This is a genomic window from Streptomyces sp. NBC_00273, assembly GCF_036178145.1.
GTDB lineage: Bacteria > Actinomycetota > Actinomycetes > Streptomycetales > Streptomycetaceae > Streptomyces.
Genome location: NZ_CP108067.1, coordinates 4412448 through 4429176, shown reverse-complemented (window position 1 = coordinate 4429176; position 16729 = coordinate 4412448). Strand labels below are relative to the sequence as shown.

Genomic DNA, 16729 nt, shown 5'->3' with positions numbered 1-16729 from the left:
ACCGCCCCGCGCCTGAAGGCATCCCCCGTACGCAGCTCTGATGCCGCCCACCCGGCTCCCGCCCCTACACCCGCACCACCGGCGTGATCGTCGTTTCCACCGGGCCGTGGGCGTCCGCCTCGCGTTGGCGTTCCGCGCTGTCGCTGATGCGCAGCAGCAGGGCGATCATGATCCAGTTGGCCAGGAGGGACGAGCCGCCCTTGGCCAGGAAGGGAAGGGCCTTGCCCGTCAGGGGGATCAGGCCCGTCACGCCGCCCGCGACCACGAAGACCTGTAGGGCCAGCGCCGCCGCCAGGCCCACCGCGAGCAGCTTGCCGAAGGGATCGCGCGCGCCGAGCGCCATCCGCAGCCCCCGCTGCACCAGGAGCGCGTAGAGGATCAGCACTGCCATCACCCCGGCCAGGCCCAGCTCCTCGCCCACCGTGGTCAGGATGAAGTCGCTGCGCCCGGCGAACGCGATCAGCTCGGGGTGGCCCATGCCGAGGCCCGTGCCGGAGATGCCGCCCGTGCCGAAGCTGAACAGGGCCTGCGCCGACTGGTCCGAGGTGACTCCCGCCGGCCGGTTCTCCCAGTAGTACGACAGCGGGTTGAGCCACGCGGCCACGCGCGCCTTGACGTGCGGCTCCGTCGAGCCGACCACGAAGGCGCCGGCCGCGGCCATGAGCACACCGCAGACGATCCAGCTGGTGCGTTCGGTCGCGACGTACAGCATCACCACGAACACCCCGAAGAAGATCAGCGAGGTGCCGAGGTCGCGTTCGAAGACCAGGACCAGCATCGAGACGATCCACACCGTGACGATCGGGCCGAGCTGGCGCATCGGGGGCAACCGCATGCCCAGGAACCTGCGGCCCGTCAGGGCCAGCGAGTCCCGGTGGATGACGAGGTACCCGGCGAAGAAGATCGCGATCATGATCTTCACGAACTCGCCGGGCTGTAGCGAGAAGCCGAAGAGTTTGATCCAGCGCTTCGCACCGTAGGTGTCCGCGCCGAAGAAGGCGGGTGCGATCAGCAGCACCAGCGCGACGGCCATGTTGATGTAGATGAACCGTTGCAGCAGCCGGTGGTCGCGCAGCAGCGCCAGTACGAGCAGGCAGGCGGCGATGCCGACCACCGTCCACATCAGCTGGCCGGGGGCGTTCGCGTCCGAGTTGTAGCGCTCGATGTAGCCCTGGTCGAGGCGGTGGAGCAGCACCAGTCCGAGGCCGGTCAGCAGCATGGCGAGCGGGAAGATCAGCGGGTCGGCGTAGGCCGCGAAACGGCGTACGCCCAGATGCCCCACTAGGGACAGCAGGGTCATGCTCAGGGTGAAGTCGACGAACTTGGGCGGCAGCTCGCCGTTCATGGCGAGGCCCGCGGCGGCGTGGCCGAAGACGGCGATGGCGATGACGAAGACCAGGAGGAGCGCCTCGGTGCGGCGGCGGGAGACCGCCGACGTCAGGGGTTTCAGTCCACGCACGGGACGCCGCCACCCTCCTTGGGGGCGGACGGGGACGGCGGCGGGGGTGCCGCGTCGGGCGAGGACGAGGGCGAGGACGAGGGCGAGGTCGACGGAGAGGCCCAAGGAGAGGCCGAAAGAGGGGCCGAAAGAGGGGCCGAGGGTGAGGACGCGGCGCCCGATGCGCCGGCGTCAGCGGAAGCTTCGGGTCCGATCTGTTCGGCAATGAGGCGCTTTATCTTCATATCATCTACGACGTTGATGTCCTCCCCATGGTTCCTTCCGAAACCTTCGATGGGAAGTGTCGTGAATTGCACCTTCCCGCCGGACAGGTTCTTCGCCTGCTTCACGAACGCCAGGAGATCCCAGCCTTCGTCCGTGACCACGTCCTGTTTGGCGGCGTCGATCAGTTTCATCAGCTTCGCCGGGTCGGTGAAGGTCCCGACCGAGTTCAGCTTCTTCGTCGCGCCCGCGAGAAAGGCCTGCTGGCGCTTGGTCCGGTCCAGGTCACCCCGGTCCAGGCCGTGCCGCTGCCGCACGAAGGCGAGCGACTGCCGGCCGTCGAGCGTCTGCGGGCCCGCCGGGAAGTCGGCGCCCGAGTACGTGTCCTTGACCGCCTTGTTCAGGCACACCGGTACCCCGCCGAGCGCGTCCGCGAGGTGGTAGAAACCGGCCAGATTCAGTTCGGCGAAGTGATCGATCGGGACCCCCAGGAAGTTCCGCACCGTTTCGATCTGTGCCGCGCGCCCCGCCTCCCGGCCCTCCCGCTCCAGCTGCCGGACGTCCTTGACCCCCCGCGCGGCGAGCTGCTCCTGCTTCTTCTCCTTCGCCAGCCCGTACGCCTTCTTGACCTTGTCCTTGCCGTGGCCGGGTATGTCGACGAAGTCGTCGCGCGGCACCGAGAAGGCCTTCGCCCGGCCGCCGTCCCCGGGCACGTGCAGCAGGATCAGGGTGTTCGCGTTGTAGCCGCCGATGTCCGAACTGCCGGCGTGCAGCTTGTCGAGGACCTCCTCCGGCAGTTTCTCGCCGTTCTGGTCCCGGCGGCTGTCCAGGCCCATGAGCAGGATGTTGCTGTCGCCGAACGCGGACTTCTCCGCGCCCTCGAGGGCCTTGGAGCTGCCGATGCCGGCGGCGAGGTCGCGGTACAGGTACCAGGCGCCGCCCCCCGTCAGGGCCACCAGCGCACAACCGGTGACCAGCAGCGTGCGGCCCAGTCGCCGCCGGCGGGCCGGGCGGTGGCGGGATCGGGTCGTCGGCTTCCTCCGGTGTGCGCTCATGCCTGCCGATGCTGACGGAGGTCCGCTGAAGGAATCCTGAGGGCCTCGGCCGAGCGCCGGTCGGGCTCCGGACGGCGCTACGGGATGCGCAGCACCAGCCGCGCGCCCCCGGCGGGCGCCGGCAGCGCGCGTACGTCGCCCCCGTGCGCCCGCGCGATCTCCCGGGCGATGGCCAGGCCCAGCCCGGTACCGCCGCTGGCCCGGCCGCGGTCCGCGTCCAGCCGTACGAAGCGTTCGAAGACCCGGTCCCGGTCCGCCTCCGGGATGCCGGGGCCGTCGTCCGTGACCTCCAGCACCGCCCATCCGTCGTGCGCCGCCGCCCGTACGACCACCTCCGCGCGGGCGTACCGCAGGGCGTTGTCCACGAGGTTGGCCAGGGCCCGTTCCAGCCGCGCCGGGTCCCCGGAGGCCGGTACGGGCGCCTGCGCGTCCAGCCGTAGCGCGATCCGCGAGCTACCCCGCCGCGCCGCGTCTTCCGCGGCCAGCAGGGCCAGGTCCACCGGCTCGCTCCGCGGTGCCGACGCCGGTCCGCCGTCGAGGCGGGCCAACAGCAACAGGTCCGCCGCGATGGCCTGGAGCCGCTCGGTGTCGGCCAGCGCAGCCGCGACCGACTCCCGGTCGGGGCGGTCCATGGCGAGGGCGACTTCCAGCCGGGACCGGACGGCGGCCAGCGGGTTGCGCAGCTCGTGGGAGGCGTCCGCGGTGAACTGCCGCTGCCGGGCGTCGGAACGCTCCAGCCGGTCCAGGGTGTCGTTGACGGTCCGGGCCAGCTGCGCGATCTCGTCCGCCCCGCCCGGGTCCGGAACCCGCCGGTCCAGCTCGCTCGCCGTGACCGCCGCCAGTTCGGAGCGGATCGCGCTCACCGGGCGCAGCGCGCGGCCGGTCACCCACCAGGCCAGGGCCGCGGCGAAGCCGGTCAGCGGGGGCGCCCCCGCCAGCAGCCCGACCGCGACGGCCCGGGTCGCGTCGTCCACGTCGCCGAGCACGGTCATCGCGTAGACCGTGTGCGCCCCCGGCGCTTCGACGACGACCACCGCGCGCCGTTCCCCGCCGGGGTGCGCCGGCGGGAGCACGGCCGACCGGGAGTCGTCACCGGGGCCGGGCAGCGGGGCGCCGCCGAGGTCGGGGGTGAGCTTCGGGTCGCCGGTGCTGGCGACCGTGCGCCCGGCCGCGTCCCGTACGAGGACCAGGTCCACCCCGCTCTCGGGTGCGGGCAGCCGTCCACCGGCCGGCAGGGTCCGGTTGTCGAGCTGGGCGGCGACCTTGCGGGCGGCGAGCTCGGCGCGGCCGGTGGTGTTGTCGAGGAGGTTGGCCCGCAGCAGGGCGTGCAGCCACAGGCCGCCGCCGGCGAGGACGGCGGCCATCGCGAGTGCGGCGGCCGCGGCGGTGCGCGCCCGGATGCCGCTAACCACCGTCGGGGGCCATCCGGTAGCCGGTCCCGTGGACGGTGCGGATCGAGCGGCGACCGAAGGGCGCGTCGATCTTCTTGCGCAGCGAGGAGACGTACACCTCCACGATGTTCGGGTCGACGCCGTGCGGGGTGTCCCAGACCTCGTCCAGGATGTCCTGCTTGGCGACGGCCCGGCCGGGCTGCTCCATCAGGCAGGCGAGGACGCCCAGTTCGCGGGCGGTCAGTTCGATGTCCCGGTCGCCGCGGCGGCAGCGACGGCCCTGCGGGTCCAGGACGAGGTCGCCGGCCTGCAGGGTGCCGCGGTCGGGGGTGCCGGCGCGGCGGGCCAGGGCCCGGATCCGGGCGGCCAGGACCACGAAGGAGAACGGCTTGGTGAGGTAGTCGTCGGCGCCGGAGTCCAGGCCCTCGGCCTCGTCGTACTCGCCGTCGCGGGCGGTGAGCATCAGGACCGGGGTGGTGTCGCCGTGGGCGCGCATGCGGGTGCAGATCGCGTGGCCGCTGGGACCCGGGAGCATCAGGTCGAGCAGGACGACGTCGTACGGGCCGCCGGCGAGGGCGAGGTCGAGCCCGCGGTGGCCGTCGTGGGCGACGTCGACGCGGTGCCCGTCGGCGGAGAGGCCGCGCCGCAGGGATTCGGCGAGGCCTTCTTCGTCTTCGACCACGAGGATGCGCACGGCTCCAGCGTCACATATCGGCGTGTTTGCCCTGCGGCCCGGTCGGCGGTGTCCAGCGCACGTCGTCTACCGGGCTCCGCCCGGACCCGCGCCTCAATCGCCGGCGGGGCTGGAAGGTGGGGGCTGCTCGGTGGTGTGCGGCGGGGCCGGATCCGTACCGGGCTCCGCCCGGCCCCGCGCCTCAAACGCCGGCGAGGCTGAAAAGGCGGGTCCGTGCCTCGTGGGCGGCGGGGCTGGGTGGCTCGGCGGTGTCCAGCGCGGCGGGATCCTCGCCGGGCTCCGCCCGGACCCGCGCCTCAATCGCCGGCGAGGCTTGATGGTGCGGGCCCGTGCCTCAAACGCCGGCGAGGCTGAACGGGCGGACCTGTGCCTCGAATATCGGTGGGGCTGAAAGGGGGGCTTGGGGAGAGCTGTAGGTGGATGGGTTGGGGTGTCGGAGCGCTGCCGTGGGGTGGGGACACGTAGGAGGGTCCCCGCAGGACGAGCGCGCAACCCAGGCCGTCTGGCAGGACCGCGGCCGTCTGGCGCGAGCCGAGGAGATCCTCGTGCGGGGCACCGCCCCACCCTTTGAAGCCCCGCCGGCGATTGAGGCGAACCACCTCGGCTCGAGGGAACGTGCCACCGAGCCGCACACCACCGAGCCCCCCGCAGGGGACCCGGCCGGCGATTGAGGCGAACCACCTCGGCAGAAGGATCCGCGCCACCGAGCCCCACACCGCCGAGCCGCCCGCAGGGCACCCGCAGGGCACCCCGTACGGCAGCGGTCCGCGCAACGCCCGCGTCGGGAATTGGCACTCCGCTTGACCGAGTGCTAATCGCCGGAATAGTCTCGCACCTGGCACTCACCCCCGGTGAGTGCCAACACAGCGACAGGCAGATCCGGCACCCGCGACGACGGATCGACCTGGTCGCCACCTCAGACAGTTAACCCCGGATCTCCGAAGGGGGAGGTCGGATCGTGACGACCGCCAGCTCCAAGGTTGCCATCAAGCCGCTTGAGGACCGCATTGTGGTCCAGCCGCTCGACGCCGAGCAGACCACGGCCTCCGGCCTGGTCATCCCGGACACCGCGAAGGAGAAGCCCCAGGAGGGCGTCGTCCTCGCGGTGGGCCCGGGTCGCTTCGAAGACGGCCAGCGTCTCCCGCTGGACGTCACCGTCGGCGACATCGTGCTGTACAGCAAGTACGGCGGCACCGAAGTGAAGTACAGCGGCGAGGAGTACCTCGTCCTCTCGGCTCGCGACGTGCTCGCGATCGTCGAGAAGTAATTCGCTTCAAGAAGTTTGCTTGAGCTGCGCCCCTGGTCACCCCGCTGATTGCCGGGCGGCGAGGGGCGCAGCTCGTTAAACCCGAGTTTTCGAGAGGGCTGAACCGCTCCCATGGCGAAGATCCTGAAGTTCGACGAGGACGCCCGTCGCGCCCTCGAGCGCGGCGTCAACAAGCTTGCCGACACGGTCAAGGTGACGATCGGCCCCAAGGGCCGCAACGTCGTCATCGACAAGAAGTTCGGCGCCCCCACCATCACCAACGACGGTGTCACCATCGCCCGCGAGGTCGAGCTGGACGACCCGTACGAGAACCTGGGCGCGCAGCTCGTGAAGGAGGTGGCGACCAAGACCAACGACATCGCGGGTGACGGCACCACCACCGCCACCGTGCTGGCCCAGGCGCTGGTCCGCGAGGGTCTGCGCAACGTCGCCGCGGGTGCTTCCCCGGCCGCCCTGAAGAAGGGCATCGACGCCGCGGTCAAGGCCGTGTCCGAGGAGCTCCTCGCGACCGCCCGCCCGATCGAGGACAAGTCCGACATCGCCGCCGTGGCCGCGCTCTCCGCGCAGGACCAGCAGGTCGGCGAGCTCATCGCCGAGGCGATGGACAAGGTCGGCAAGGACGGTGTCATCACCGTCGAGGAGTCCAACACCTTCGGCCTGGAGCTGGAGTTCACCGAGGGCATGGCCTTCGACAAGGGCTACCTCTCGCCGTACATGGTCTCCGACCAGGAGCGCATGGAGGCCGTCCTCGACGACCCGTACATCCTGATCAACCAGGGCAAGATCTCCTCGATCCAGGACCTGCTGCCGCTGCTGGAGAAGGTCATCCAGGCCGGCGCCTCCAAGCCGCTGCTGATCATCGCCGAGGACGTCGAGGGCGAGGCGCTCTCCACCCTCGTCGTCAACAAGATCCGCGGCACCTTCAACGCGGTGGCCGTCAAGGCCCCCGGCTTCGGTGACCGTCGCAAGGCGATGCTCCAGGACATGGCCACCCTCACCGGTGCCACCGTCATCGCCGAAGAGGTCGGCCTCAAGCTCGACCAGGCCGGTCTGGACGTACTGGGCTCCGCCCGCCGCGTGACCATCTCCAAGGACGACACCACCATCGTCGACGGTGGCGGCAGCCACGACGAGGTCCTCGGTCGCGTCAACCAGATCAAGGCCGAGATCGAGTCGACCGACTCGGACTGGGACCGCGAGAAGCTGCAGGAGCGCCTGGCGAAGCTCGCCGGTGGCGTCTGCGTCATCAAGGTCGGCGCCGCCACCGAGGTGGAGCTCAAGGAGAAGAAGCACCGTCTCGAGGACGCCATCTCGGCGACCCGCGCCGCGGTCGAGGAGGGCATCGTCTCCGGCGGTGGCTCCGCGCTCGTCCACGCCGTGAAGGTCCTCGAGGGCAACCTCGGCCTGTCGGGCGACGAGGCCACCGGTGTCGCGGTCGTGCGCCGCGCCGCCGTCGAGCCGCTGCGCTGGATCGCCGAGAACGCCGGTCTCGAGGGTTACGTCATCACCTCGAAGGTCGCCGAGCTCGACAAGGGCCAGGGCTTCAACGCCGCCACCGGCGAGTACGGCGACCTGGTCAAGGCCGGCGTCATCGACCCGGTGAAGGTCACCCGTTCCGCGCTGGAGAACGCCGCCTCCATCGCCTCCCTGCTGCTCACGACCGAGACCCTGGTCGTCGAGAAGCCGGCGGAGGACGAGGGCGACGCCGGTCACGGCCACGGTCACGGCCACAGCCACTGATCGCGCGCACCACGCCGAGAAGGCCCCGTTCCGCAGTTGCGGAGCGGGGCCTTCCCGTTTGCCTTCTCGCCTTCCCCGTGATGGGGCCTCAGGTTCCGTACGGGGAACCCGTTCCGCCCATCTGCTGCTGCAGGGCTCCGGGGTTGTAGTGCCACCAACCCTCGATGATCTCTCCCTCCAGGCACCGGAACGTGGTGCTCCCGGACATGTAGTACGTCTTCCCGGTCGGTGCGACTCCCATGAACGACCCCTTGTGGGTGCCGGTCCAGTTCCACACCGTCGTGACCATGTCGCCCTCGGCCAGCTGGGCCGTCGGCTCGAAGGTCATGTCGAAGGCCGCGCGCCACGTCTCCATGTCCGACTTCATGGCCTCGCGTCCGACGACGGTGGACTCCGCCCTGCTGGCGTCGTGGTTGATGTAGTTCGTCGCGAAGCACTCGTCGAGGGCGCTCATCTTCCCCGCCATGGCCGCTTCTTCGAACACCCGGTTGACGAGCTGCTTGTTGAGGTGCTCGTCGCGGACCACGTCGAGGTTCATGAACTTCGGCATGCCTTCGCAGAGGGCCACCATCTCCTGGAACATCCGGTCCGTCTCGGGGAGGTGGGAGTTCTTCATGGCCTCCTCGTACGAAGCGAACTCCACCATGTCCACGTAGTGGTTCCGGGCCTCGCGGTCCTGGCCGATCATCGTGTGAGTGGCGGTGCGCCTGCCGCTGCTCTGCTCCGCCCAGCGGTCGATGAGCGCGTTCATCTCGTCGAACCGCCTGGTCTCGTAATCGATCACTTGTACGAATGTCATCGCGTCGCCTCCCGCGCTGGATGGGACAGGTCCAGTTTAGGGAGATTTCACCTGGTTGGCTGCTTGTGAGAGGCCCCTCGGGGCACCCTCCAGGGCTACTGGGGGCCGTACTTGCGGCCCGTGCGCGAGGACACCCCGCCCAGCAGTCCGCGCGGCGTCAGCTTCACCACGCCCATCAGCGCCTTGTACCGCGGGTCCGGGATCGACACCGTCTTCCCGCGGGCCAGGTCGGCCAGGGCCGCCGCCACCAGCTTGTCGGCGTCCAGCCACATCCAGCCGGGGATGTTGTCCGTGCCCATGCCGGCCCGCTGGTGGAACTCCGTCCGGACGAAGCCGGGGCACAGCGCCATCAGCCGCACCCCGGACCCGCCCAGGTCCCGCGCCGCGCCCTGGGTGAACTGCACGACCCAGGCCTTGCTCGCCCCGTACGTGCCGCGCGGTACGAAGGCGGCCACCGAGGCCACGTTGATCACGCCGCCGCGGCCGCGCGAGCGCATCGATTCCGTGGCCGCGGAGGTCAGCCGCAGGACCGCCTCGATGTGCACCTTCAGCATGGTCAGCTCGTCGGCCATGGAGACTTCGAGGTAGCGGCCCTTGTTGCCGAAGCCCGCGTTGTTGACCAGCAGGTCCACCGGGTGGGTGCGGTCGCCGAGGCGCTTCTCGACCGCTGCGATGCCCTCCTCCGTGGAGAGGTCGGCGGCCAGCACCTCGGCTTCGATGCCGTGCCGGTCGTGGAGCTCGGTGGCCTGCTCGCCGAGCCGCTTCGCATCGCGTGCCACCAGCACCAGATTGTGCCCCTGGGCGGCCAGCCGCCGGGCGAAGGCGGCGCCGATGCCCGCCGTGGATCCCGTAATCAACGCAGTCGTCATAGGCGCAACCTAGCTTCCCGGAATGACGGCGCTACCTCGCCCCGGCCCCCGCCCCGTACTTCTCCACGTACAGGCGAACCCGCTCGCGGGCCTTCGGCTCCATCGCCTCGCCCGCGGCCAGGGTGAGCGGCAGCAGCTCCCGCTCGGTGGTGAAGGCGCGGAACCACAGCTGGACCGTCACGTCGTGGTCCGGGCGGTGGACGATCCGGATCGGGTCGCCGGGGGAGAGCGAACCCTCCTCGATCACCCGCAGATACGCACCCGGCCGGGCCTCCTGGGTGAACCGCTTGACCCAGCCGGTCTCGCCCATGGCCCCCTGGAAGGTCCGGCACGGGATGCGGGCCGAGGCCACTTCGAGGACGAGGTCCGCGCCGACCTGCCAGCGGTCGCCGATCCGCGCGGTGTTCAGGTCAATGCCGGAGGTGGTGAAGTTCTCGCCGAAGAGCCCGCAGGGCAGCTCGCGGCCCAGCAGGCGCTCCCACAGGTCCAGGTCCTCGCGGGCGTACGCGTAGACGGCCTGGTGGTCGCCGCCGTGATGGCGCCGGTCGCAGACGACGTCACCCTCCAGGCCGCTGCCGAGGCCGGTGGCCTTGGGGCCCGGGGCGACGACGCGGACCGGTCCGGGCACGGGACGCTTGCCGATGCCCGTCATCCCGCCCTCCGCGTCGGTGTAGTCGACGGCCGTGGCGCGACCGAGGTTCACAGAGATCAATTGCATGGAGCCCATGGGACCACGCTAACCGGAGCCAACCCAAAGCGACATCGAGGTATTGGCGCGGAAGTCAAAGTAGGGCTTATGCTCGAAGGGTGATCGAAGCACGCCATCTCCGGGTTCTGCGCGCCGTCGCCGGGACCGGGTCCTTCTCCGCCGCCGCCCGCGAGCTCGGCTGCACCCAGCCCGCCGTCTCCCAGCAGATGAAGGCGCTGGAGCAGTCGGCCGGCACCCCGCTGCTCATCCGCACCGGTCGCGAGATGCGGCTGACCCAGGCGGGAGAGGCCCTGGTCCGCCATGCCGCGGGGATCCTGGCCGGGCTGACCGCCGCCGAGGAGGAGGTCGCGGCCATCGCGGGGCTGCGCGCGGGCCGGGTCCGGCTCGTGTCCTTCCCCAGCGGCAGCTCCACGCTGGTGCCGACCGCGCTCGCGGCGATGCGCGCCGAGCACCCCGGGACCCGCATCTCGCTGGTCGAGGCGGAGCCGCCGCGTTCGGTGGAGATGCTGCGCGAGGGCGACTGCGACCTGGCGCTGGCCTTCCGCTACGGCGGGGCGGACCATTCCGCCGCGGAGTGGGACGACCTCGTGGTGCGGCCGCTGCTGACCGACCGGCTCGTCGGGCTGGTCCCGGAGGGGCACAGGCTGGCCGGGGCGGAGCGCGTGGGCATGGCGGAGCTGGCGGACGAACCCTGGATCGCGGGCTGTCCGCGCTGCCGCCGCCACTTGGTGGACGTGTGCGAGGGTGCGGGCTTCACCCCGCGCATCGACTTCGCCACCGACGACTACCCGGCGGTGGTCGGCCTGGTCGGCGCGGGGCTGGGCGTGGCGGTACTGCCCGAGCTCGCGGTGGAGTCCGTACGGGCCAAGGGCGTGAGCACGGTGGCGGTGGAGCCGGCCGTCGAGCGCGAGGTCGTGGCGCTGACCCTGCCCGACCTGGCCCGGGTGCCGGCCGTGGCCGCGACCCTGGCCGAGCTGGAGCGGGCGGCCGCGCGCTGACCCGCGTCCGCCCCCGGCGGCGGCCGGGGGCGCACACGTTGTAGGGCCGGGTACGGCCGAACGGGTGAAACGCGGGCCGGGCGGCGACACGCCCGGGTGTGCTGGTGATTCGAGGAAACGTTCCTTCTGACGTTTCGGCGACTCTCAGTTCGGCGCGATCGGTCCGATCGCACTCGACGCGGGGATCAGGCGATGCCGGGCCCGGCCCATCAGTTCCTCGCGCTCGTCCTCGGTGAGGCCGCCCCACACCCCGTAGGGCTCTCGGACGGCGAGTGCGTGCGCGGCGCATTCCGAACGCACCGGGCATCTCATGCAGACCTCTTTAGCCGAGGCCTCGCGCGCGCTCCTGGCCGCGCCCCGCTCGCCTTCCGGGTGGAAGAAGAGAGAGCTGTCGACCCCGCGGCAGGCGGCTAGCAGCTGCCAGTCCCAGAGGTCGGCGTTCGGTCCGGGGAGGCGGGAGAAATCTGCCATTGGTAGTCCCTCTTGGTGCCGGTACTGAGGCGGATACGGTCCATGTCTCCACACCTACTGTCGGAGTAGATGTAAATATGACTCATTGGGAATCTAGCCTCAGACACGTGCCAAACGGAAGGAAAGCCGCCAAATAGGGCATAGCTCCAGATGGAGGACAAGCGGCTCGTGGCTCCTACGTCGTGATCGCTTCCTCACGTAGAGTGCTGAAGGTGTCCGTCCGACCCGTAACTCTTTCGAGTGACCATCGTTGAGAGTGCGAAGGCGGTTGAACCAATAAGTTCTCGGACAGGTGTCCGGGGGCATCGACCGCACAGGTGACGATACGTACCAGCCTGGAGGCTCAAGGTGACGCGCATCAGCAGCTGCGGAGGGCGGTCATGACATCCGTCCTCGTCTGCGACGACTCCCCGCTTGCCCGAGAGGCGCTCCGTCGCGCGGTTGCCACCGTGCCCGGCGTCGAGCGTGTGACGACGGCTGCCAACGGCGAGGAAGTCCTCCGCCGCTGGGGCGCCGACCGCTCCGACCTGATTCTGATGGATGTACGGATGCCCGGGCTGGGCGGTGTGGAGACGGTCCGTCGACTGCTCTCGGCCGACCCCGGCGCCCGCATCATCATGCTGACGGTCGCCGAGGACCTGGACGGCGTGGCCCTCGCGGTCGCCGCCGGCGCCCGTGGGTACCTGCACAAGGACGCCTCGCGCGCCGAACTGCGGGCCACGGTCACCCAGGCCCTCGCCGACCCGACCTGGCGACTGGCCCCGCGCCGGCTCCGCTCGGCCGAGATGGGCGCCGCGCCCACGCTCACCGCGCGCGAGATCCAGGTCCTGGAGGGCATGAGCCACGGCCGGTCCAACGCGGAGATCGGGCGCGAGCTCTTCCTCTCCGAGGACACGGTCAAGACGCACGCCCGCCGGCTGTTCAAGAAGCTCGGCGCCTCGGACCGGGCGCACGCGGTGGCACTCGGTTTCCGCTGGGGTCTGGTCCGCTGACCTCCCGGTCGTGGCCGGGCCCGGCCCGGCCCGCCGCAGGCCGCGGATCGTCGAGAGAGGTCCCGTCCGCCACCCGCGGACGGGGCGGCGCGCCGCCCTCGACGGCTCGTGTTGTCGAGGGCATCCCTGTCCCCGCCGTACCCGGTGCGCACCCGGGGGTTGGCGGGGCACAATCCGGGGGACGTCTCGCTTCGTGCGCGATGCCGCATCCTTGAGGGTGTGGAGTCTCTCGGGGACTATTCGGCCGAGCGGGAGGGGAGGGCGCAGATGATGAGTTCCGGCGCACCTGCTCATAACGCTTCGATGCACAACAAGGGCCACGGCGGCGCGGATGCTCCGGCGCCAAGGCACCATGGATTGATGCGCGACGACGAGGCCCTGGGGTCACCCGCGGCCACAGGCCCGACCGGCGCCGCCAAAGGCGGCAGTGCCGGGGGCGTCAGCGCGCTCGTGCGCAGGGCGGTGGAGGGTGACGAGCAGGCCACGCACGACCTGCTCGCCTTCGTGCACCCCCTCGCGATCCGCTACTGCCGCACCCGGCTCTCGCGATTGCCGGGTGACGCTCGTCACTTCGTGGAGGACCTGGCGCAGGAGGTTTGCGTCGCCGTTCTGATGGCGCTGCCGCGCTACCGGGACACCGGGCGGCCCTTCGAGGCCTTCGTCTTCGCGATCGCCGCGCACAAGGTCGCCGACCTGCAGCGGGCCGCCATGCGGCACCCGGGCAGCACGGCCGTGCCCTCCGACGAGATGCCGGAGCGGCCCGACGACTCGCTGGGCCCGGAGGAGCGCGCGCTGCTCAGCAGCGACGCCGCCTGGGCCAAGAAGCTGCTGGCCAACCTTCCGGAGAACCAGCGCGAGCTCCTCGTCCTGCGGGTGGCCGTCGGGCTGACCGCGGAGGAGACCGGGCAGATGCTCGGAATGTCCCCGGGGGCCGTGCGCGTGGCCCAGCACCGCGCGCTCAGCCGGCTGCGGGCACTCGCCGAGCAGTAGGCGGCCGTGCGGGCCTCCTCGTGGTCCGTGCGGCCCCGCCGCGATCCGTGTGGGACGTACGGGCCCGCACGGCTCCGTACCGCTCCGCACGGCTCCGTACCGCTCCGCACGGCTCCGTGCCGGTCCGTGTCGGCAGCTCGGCGTAGCTCTGCGTGGGCCTCGATCGCGGGCCGCAGTCGTAGGAAACGACGAAACTTCTGCTTGACCTTGGTCGTGGAATGAGACGCGTCGGGATCCCGCTAGCATGGACATCCGCGCTGAGCAAGACCATTGGGAAGGTGTCATGACCGCCGACGGAGTGCCCGACAAATTCGCCACGCTCGGACTGACCTACGACGACGTGCTGCTGCTGCCGGGCGCGTCGGACATGTCGCCGGACGCGATCGACACCTCTTCCCTCATCTCGCGCAACGTGCGCGTCAACGTTCCGCTGCTGTCCGCCGCCATGGACAAGGTCACCGAGGCCCGCATGGCCATCGCCATGGCCCGTCAGGGCGGCGTCGGCGTGCTGCACCGCAACCTCTCCATCACCGACCAGGCCAATCAGGTCGACCTGGTCAAGCGCTCCGAGTCCGGCATGGTCACCGACCCGATCACGGTGCACCCGGACGCGACGCTGCGCGAGGCCGACGAGCTGTGCGCGAAGTTCCGCATCTCCGGCGTCCCGGTCACCGACACCGCCGGCAAGCTCCTCGGCATCGTCACCAACCGTGACATGGCCTTCGAATCGGACCGCAGCCGCCAGGTGCGCGAGGTCATGACCCCGATGCCGCTGGTCACGGGCAAGGTCGGCATCTCGGGCGTGGACGCCATGGAGCTGCTGCGCCGCCACAAGATCGAGAAGCTTCCGCTGGTCGACGACGCGGGCATCCTCAAGGGCCTCATCACGGTCAAGGACTTCGTCAAGGCCGAGAAGTACCCGAACGCGGCCAAGGACAAGGGCGGCCGGCTCCTCGTCGGCGCGGCCGTCGGCGTCGCCGGCGACGCGTACGAGCGCGCCCAGGCCCTGATCGAGGCGGGCGCCGACTTCATCGTCGTCGACACCGCCCACGGTCACTCCCGCCTGGTCGGCGACATGGTCGCCAAGATCAAGTCGAACTCCACCGTCGACGTCATCGGCGGCAACGTCGCCACGCGTGACGGCGCGCAGGCGCTGATCGACGCCGGCTGCGACGGCATCAAGGTCGGCGTCGGCCCCGGCTCCATCTGCACCACCCGCGTCGTCGCCGGCATCGGCGTCCCGCAGGTCACCGCGATCTACGAGGCCTCGCTCGCCGCCAAGGCGGCCGGCGTCCCGGTCATCGGTGACGGCGGTCTGCAGTACTCCGGCGACATCGCCAAGGCCCTGGTCGCGGGCGCCGACACGGTGATGCTCGGCTCGCTGCTCGCGGGCTGCGAGGAGTCCCCGGGCGAGCTGCTCTTCATCAACGGGAAGCAGTTCAAGTCGTACCGCGGCATGGGTTCGCTCGGTGCGATGCAGTCCCGCGGCGAGCAGAAGTCCTTCTCGAAGGACCGCTACTTCCAGGAGGGCGTGGGCGGCGACGACAAGCTCATCCCCGAGGGCATCGAGGGCCAGGTTCCCTACCGCGGTCCGCTCTCCGCGGTCGTGCACCAGCTCGTCGGCGGCCTGCGCCAGTCGATGTTCTACGTCGGCGGCCGCACGGTCCCCGAGCTGCAGGACCGCGGCCGGTTCGTCCGGATCACCTCGGCGGGCCTCAAGGAGAGCCACCCGCACGACATCCAGATGACGGTCGAAGCGCCGAACTACTCCCGCAAGGGCTGAACGGCATGAGCTGAGGGGGGCGGGCCCATCGGGCCCGCCCCCCTTCGCCGTGCCCGCGCGGCCGTCCGTACAGCGGTCACCGGAACGCGGGCCCCCGGCGTTCGGGGATACTGGACGGGCAGACCCAGAGGAAAGGCCACCACACGTGACTGAGATCGAGATCGGGCGCGGCAAGCGCGGCCGCAGGGCGTACGCGTTCGACGACATCGCCATCGTCCCGAGCCGGCGTACCCGGGACCCGAAGGAGGTCTCGATCGCCTGGCAGATCGACGCGTACCGCTTCGAGCTCCCCTTCCTGGCCGCCCCCATGGACTCGGTCGTCTCCCCGCAGACCGCCATCCGCATCGGCGAGCTCGGCGGCCTCGGCGTGCTGAACCTCGAAGGCCTGTGGACCCGGTACGAGGACCCGCAGCCGCTGCTCGACGAGATCACGGAGCTGGACGAGACCGCCGCGACCCGCCGCCTCCAGGAGATCTACGCCGCGCCGATCCAGGCGGACCTGATCCGGCAGCGCATCAAGGAGGTCCGCGACTCCGGCGTCGTCACCGCCGCCGCGCTCTCCCCGCAGCGCACGGCCGAGTTCTCCAAGGCCGTCGTCGACGCGGGCGTGGACATCTTCGTGATCCGCGGCACCACCGTCTCCGCCGAGCACGTGTCGGGCGCCGCCGAGCCGCTGAACCTCAAGCAGTTCATCTACGAGCTCGACGTCCCGGTCATCGTCGGCGGCTGCGCCACCTACACGGCGGCCCTGCACCTGATGCGCACCGGCGCGGCCGGTGTCCTCGTCGGCTTCGGCGGCGGCGCCGCGCACACCACGCGCAACGTGCTCGGCATCCAGGTCCCGATGGCGACCGCCGTCGCGGACGTGGCCGCGGCCCGCCGCGACTACATGGACGAGTCCGGCGGCCGCTACGTGCACGTCATCGCCGACGGTGGCGTGGGCTGGTCCGGCGACATCCCGAAGGCCGTCGCCTGTGGCGCGGACGCCGTGATGATGGGCTCCCCGCTGGCCCGTGCCACCGACGCGCCCGGCAAGGGCAACCACTGGGGCATGGAGGCCGTCCACGAGGACGTGCCGCGCGGCAAGAAGGTCGACCTCGGCACCGTGGGCACCACCGAGGAGATCCTCACCGGTCCCTCGCACACCCCGGACGGCTCGATGAACATCTTCGGCGCGCTGCGCCGCTCGATGGCCACGACCGGCTACAGCGAGCTCAAGGAGTTCCAGCGGGTCGAGGTCACGATCGCGGACTCGCAGCACAGCCGCTGATCGCCTCGCCCAACGCCGGAGGGCCGGCACCCCGCTCGGGG

At 71.0% G+C, this 16729-nt stretch carries 15 protein-coding genes; 7 read left to right on the top strand and 8 right to left on the bottom strand.

Annotated features, from left to right (window positions below; all coding sequences use genetic code 11):
- Positions 1–64: 64 nt before the first annotated feature.
- The 4 genes from OG386_RS18930 to OG386_RS18915 form a co-directional block, all read right to left on the bottom strand.
- Positions 65–1459 (bottom strand): FtsW/RodA/SpoVE family cell cycle protein, encoded by a 1395-nt coding sequence (locus OG386_RS18930; RefSeq protein ID WP_328789145.1) that lies wholly within the window; start codon positions 1457–1459, stop codon positions 65–67.
- Positions 1447–2715, bottom strand: a complete 1269-nt coding sequence (locus OG386_RS18925) for an LCP family protein (protein ID WP_328789144.1) — start codon at positions 2713–2715, stop codon at positions 1447–1449. The genes OG386_RS18930 and OG386_RS18925 overlap by 13 nt, the downstream gene beginning before the upstream one ends.
- Before the next feature lie 77 nt (positions 2716–2792).
- On the bottom strand, positions 2793–4127 hold the full coding sequence (locus OG386_RS18920; RefSeq protein WP_328789143.1) for a sensor histidine kinase: 1335 nt from the start codon (positions 4125–4127) through the stop codon (positions 2793–2795).
- Positions 4120–4800, bottom strand: a complete 681-nt coding sequence (locus tag OG386_RS18915) for a response regulator transcription factor (RefSeq protein ID WP_328789142.1) — start codon at positions 4798–4800, stop codon at positions 4120–4122. Before OG386_RS18915 ends, OG386_RS18920 begins: the two co-directional genes overlap by 8 nt.
- Positions 4801–5758: 958 nt before the next feature.
- Here OG386_RS18915 and groES point away from each other — a divergent pair.
- Entirely contained in the window at positions 5759–6067 is a 309-nt protein-coding gene (gene groES, locus OG386_RS18910; protein ID WP_030011064.1) for a co-chaperone GroES, read from the top strand.
- A 111-nt stretch (positions 6068–6178) separates the two neighbouring features.
- On the top strand, positions 6179–7807 hold the full coding sequence (gene groL, locus OG386_RS18905) for a chaperonin GroEL (RefSeq protein ID WP_030011063.1): 1629 nt from the start codon (positions 6179–6181) through the stop codon (positions 7805–7807).
- Between the two features lie 88 nt (positions 7808–7895).
- Here groL and OG386_RS18900 read toward each other — a convergent pair whose 3' ends face one another.
- The 3 genes from OG386_RS18900 to OG386_RS18890 all read right to left on the bottom strand — a co-directional run bounded on the left by OG386_RS18900 (position 7896) and on the right by OG386_RS18890 (position 10193).
- Positions 7896–8606 carry an ester cyclase gene (locus tag OG386_RS18900; RefSeq protein ID WP_328789141.1) on the bottom strand — a complete coding sequence of 237 codons (711 nt, stop codon included), beginning with the start codon at positions 8604–8606 and terminating at the stop codon, positions 7896–7898.
- A 95-nt stretch (positions 8607–8701) separates the two neighbouring features.
- Positions 8702–9475 (bottom strand): SDR family NAD(P)-dependent oxidoreductase, encoded by a 774-nt coding sequence (locus OG386_RS18895; protein WP_328789140.1) that lies wholly within the window; start codon positions 9473–9475, stop codon positions 8702–8704.
- Positions 9476–9506: 31 nt separating this feature from the next.
- Complete coding sequence (locus tag OG386_RS18890) at positions 9507–10193, bottom strand: MOSC domain-containing protein (protein WP_328789139.1); 687 nt, start codon at positions 10191–10193, stop codon at positions 9507–9509.
- Between the two features lie 89 nt (positions 10194–10282).
- On the opposite strand from OG386_RS18890, the gene OG386_RS18885 reads away from it, so the two are divergent.
- The gene (locus OG386_RS18885; RefSeq protein ID WP_189733288.1) at positions 10283–11182 is read left to right on the top strand and encodes a LysR family transcriptional regulator; all 900 of its coding nucleotides are present in this window, start codon (positions 10283–10285) and stop codon (positions 11180–11182) included.
- Positions 11183–11326: 144 nt separating this feature from the next.
- On the opposite strand, the gene OG386_RS18880 is transcribed toward OG386_RS18885, so the two are convergent.
- On the bottom strand, positions 11327–11653 hold the full coding sequence (locus OG386_RS18880; RefSeq protein WP_030011164.1) for a WhiB family transcriptional regulator: 327 nt from the start codon (positions 11651–11653) through the stop codon (positions 11327–11329).
- Between the two features lie 380 nt (positions 11654–12033).
- Between OG386_RS18880 and OG386_RS18875 the strand changes: the two genes are divergently transcribed.
- From OG386_RS18875 to OG386_RS18860, 4 genes are all read left to right on the top strand, one after another.
- Positions 12034–12645: a response regulator transcription factor gene (locus tag OG386_RS18875; RefSeq protein ID WP_003948568.1), complete on the top strand. Its 612-nt coding sequence runs from the start codon at positions 12034–12036 to the stop codon at positions 12643–12645.
- 360 nt (positions 12646–13005) lie between these two features.
- Positions 13006–13635 (top strand): sigma-70 family RNA polymerase sigma factor, encoded by a 630-nt coding sequence (locus OG386_RS18870; RefSeq protein ID WP_030389108.1) that lies wholly within the window; start codon positions 13006–13008, stop codon positions 13633–13635.
- Positions 13636–13918: 283 nt separating this feature from the next.
- On the top strand, positions 13919–15418 hold the full coding sequence (gene guaB / locus OG386_RS18865; protein ID WP_328789138.1) for an IMP dehydrogenase: 1500 nt from the start codon (positions 13919–13921) through the stop codon (positions 15416–15418).
- Between the two features lie 145 nt (positions 15419–15563).
- Positions 15564–16688 carry a GuaB3 family IMP dehydrogenase-related protein gene (locus tag OG386_RS18860; protein WP_328789137.1) on the top strand — a complete coding sequence of 375 codons (1125 nt, stop codon included), beginning with the start codon at positions 15564–15566 and terminating at the stop codon, positions 16686–16688.
- Positions 16689–16729 lie beyond the last annotated feature (41 nt).

Excerpts from the sequence above, each read along its gene's own strand:
- OG386_RS18925 (WP_328789144.1), bottom strand. The coding sequence starts at position 2,715 with ATGAGCGCACACCGGAGGAAGCCGACGACCCGATCCCGCCACCGCCCG.
- OG386_RS18900 (WP_328789141.1), bottom strand. The coding sequence starts at position 8,606 with ATGACATTCGTACAAGTGATCGATTACGAGACCAGGCGGTTCGACGAG.
- OG386_RS18895 (WP_328789140.1), bottom strand. The coding sequence starts at position 9,475 with ATGACGACTGCGTTGATTACGGGATCCACGGCGGGCATCGGCGCCGCC.
- OG386_RS18875 (WP_003948568.1), top strand. The coding sequence starts at position 12,034 with ATGACATCCGTCCTCGTCTGCGACGACTCCCCGCTTGCCCGAGAGGCG.
- OG386_RS18880 (WP_030011164.1), bottom strand. The coding sequence starts at position 11,653 with ATGGCAGATTTCTCCCGCCTCCCCGGACCGAACGCCGACCTCTGGGAC.
- OG386_RS18870 (WP_030389108.1), top strand. The coding sequence starts at position 13,006 with ATGCGCGACGACGAGGCCCTGGGGTCACCCGCGGCCACAGGCCCGACC.
- OG386_RS18890 (WP_328789139.1), bottom strand. The coding sequence starts at position 10,193 with ATGCAATTGATCTCTGTGAACCTCGGTCGCGCCACGGCCGTCGACTAC.
- guaB (WP_328789138.1), top strand. The coding sequence starts at position 13,919 with ATGACCGCCGACGGAGTGCCCGACAAATTCGCCACGCTCGGACTGACC.
- groL (WP_030011063.1), top strand. The coding sequence starts at position 6,179 with ATGGCGAAGATCCTGAAGTTCGACGAGGACGCCCGTCGCGCCCTCGAG.